The 2284-nt window shown below is 65.0% G+C and carries 2 protein-coding genes; both read right to left on the bottom strand.

The genetic code is table 11. The annotated features are described in order from the left end of the window. Positions 1-193: 193 nt before the first annotated feature. Positions 194-817, bottom strand: coding sequence for an ATP phosphoribosyltransferase regulatory subunit (locus BLX41_RS11730; protein WP_123725005.1), 624 nt, complete (start codon positions 815-817; stop codon positions 194-196). 460 nt (positions 818-1277) lie between these two features. Further along, positions 1278-2284: DUF1615 domain-containing protein (locus BLX41_RS11720; RefSeq protein ID WP_148059718.1), on the bottom strand; the 1007-nt coding region annotated here is incomplete at its 5' end.

Genomic DNA, 2284 nt, shown 5'->3' with positions numbered 1-2284 from the left:
CCCCGTAGGAGCCGGCTCGCCGGCGAAGAGGCCCGCGAAATCCTGCAGCGCTCTCAAGGACGCCTTCGCTGGCCAGCCAGCTCCCACGGTTAGTCCACACACCGCGTAAGCCCCCGTAGGAGCCGGCTCGCCGGCGAAGAGGCCCGCGAATCCTGCAGCGCGCTCAAGGACGCCTTTGCTGGCAAGCCAGCGCCTACGGCTGGGGTTGCAGCGCCAGTTGCAGGCGCTCCAGGCCGATGCCGAATCCGGCACCTTCGCGGTAGGCGCCGGCACCCACCACTTGCTGTTGCGCGCCCAACTGCGGGCAACGCACCTCGAAACCCTCGCCATTGAGGTAGTAGGTCAGGCCGCGCTTGACCCCGAGGTTGAGCTCGTACTCCAGGCCCAGGGCATCCAGAAAGCCGACGCACAGTTCCCGCGCCCGTTCCAGCGCCTGCAAGGGTTCGGGCCCCAGTATCTCCAGCCCCAACTGGGTGAATTCTCGATACCGCCCGGCTTGCGGCCGTTCATAGCGATAACAGCGAGCGACGTAGAAAAAGATCGCCTGCTCCCGTCCCGCCAACAGCTCGCGGGCGGTTTCCTGGAACAGTGCGGTGGCTTCCGGAATCAGGCAGCACGGGCGGCCGGCCTTGTCGTTGAAGGCCCACATCTGGCCGATGACTTCGCTGCCTCCGGCCTTTTCGATAAAGGTGTCCTGGCCCCACAGCGCCGGGACTATGACTTCTTCAGCGCCCGCTTCGATGAAGCCAGCTCCGGAACCGTCCTTCCAAGGTGCGCAGGGCGGCGGCTTGCGGGCCGGTGATGATACGGGTGCCACGGAGCATGGTCATGGGTGTTTCCTCTTGGTTTTTGACAGGCAATAAAAAAGGCGCCTTGCAGGGCGCCTTTGGTTTTTTTCATCGACGGTCAGTGATCGCGTTCTCTCGATAACTGACGGCTCGACGCGCACAAGCGACCACGGCCCCGGGAATGAGGTCGATGGTGATGAGGGCGGGAGACGAGACGGAAAAAATTCATGGCGCATCCTGCCACGCCGCCCAAGCGTCTGACAAGCGGCCCAATCATCCGGCATTCGGGGCAGGAACCGACTGGCCTCTGGGTCCTGCAGCGCCCTCAAGGACGCCTTCGCTGGCAAGCCAGCTCCTACGGCAGGCAGGCACACCTCAGCGCCTAACCGTAGGAGCCGGCTTGCCGGCGAACAGGACCGCAAGCCCTGCATCGCACTCAAGGACGCCTTCGCTGGCAAGCCAGCTCCTACAACGGGCAGGCCCTTGGGATTACAGCGGCCTTTGCAGGCAACGCTGGTAGCGTTCGTCCACGCGCTTGGCGAACCAGGCGGTGGTCAGTTGCCGGGTGATCTTCGGGCTCTTGAGTTCGATGCCCGGCAACTGTTGGCGAGGCACGGGCCGGCCCGCTCCTCGATCGGCCAGGGCAAAGACCTGGCTGTACAGCTCGGTCTGTGAAAAATCCTGGCTGTCGCCCTTTTCCAACTGGGCACGAATCTGCGGGTTGCGCAGCCCCAACTGTTTGCCCAGGGTACGCACCGCCAGTTCGGTGCCGCCAGGCAGGAGCGAGTCATAGCGGATCAGGTCGCCATCCAGGGCCAGCTTGATCCCGCTGAGCCGGCTGACCGCACTCTGGAACGCCGCATTGCGGCTGGCGTACCAGCCGGCGTTGAAGTCGGCGAAGCGATACAGGGGCTGCGGGTAGTCCACCGGATAGCCCAAAAGGTGGGCGATGCCGAAGTACATGCCGCCACGGCGACTGAAGACTTCATGGCGGATCGAGTCCTGCACCGGGTACGGATAACCCCGGGCCTGTTGCTGGGCAAACTCGATGCTGACCTGCATCGGGCCGCCGGTATGCACCGGATTGAATCCGCCAAACAGGGTCTTGCCCAAGGGCACCATGCCAATGAAGTCATCGAAGATCGCACTCAGCTCCTTTTCGCTGCGGGCCTTGGCCAGACGCTGGCTGTAGGACTGGCCGTCCGCGCCGCGTACTTGCAGGGCGGCGCTCACCAGCAGCGCCGGTACATGCACCTTGGCGGCGCGGCGGTCGATTTCCTCTCGGGCAATGCGCCCCAGGCCCGGCACTGTCGGATCGACCTGGAAGGTGGATTCCTGTTCGGTCACCGCCAGCACCGCGCACAGGTTGCTCTGGCTCGGCTCAAGGCCCTGGGCGCTGAAGGCCACCTGGATATCCCGGGCCCAGCCCTGGCGGTCGCTCACCTGGGACGGCAGCAGGCGCAGGATGCGCGCCTGAGCCTGGTCCGGGGTCAGCG

Origin of the sequence: Pseudomonas protegens (assembly GCF_003732485.1) — a bacterium.
Taxonomy (GTDB): domain Bacteria; phylum Pseudomonadota; class Gammaproteobacteria; order Pseudomonadales; family Pseudomonadaceae; genus Aquipseudomonas; species Aquipseudomonas protegens_B.
The sequence above is the reverse complement of the archived record's forward strand: the minus strand, read 5'-3'. Positions and strand labels throughout refer to the sequence as shown.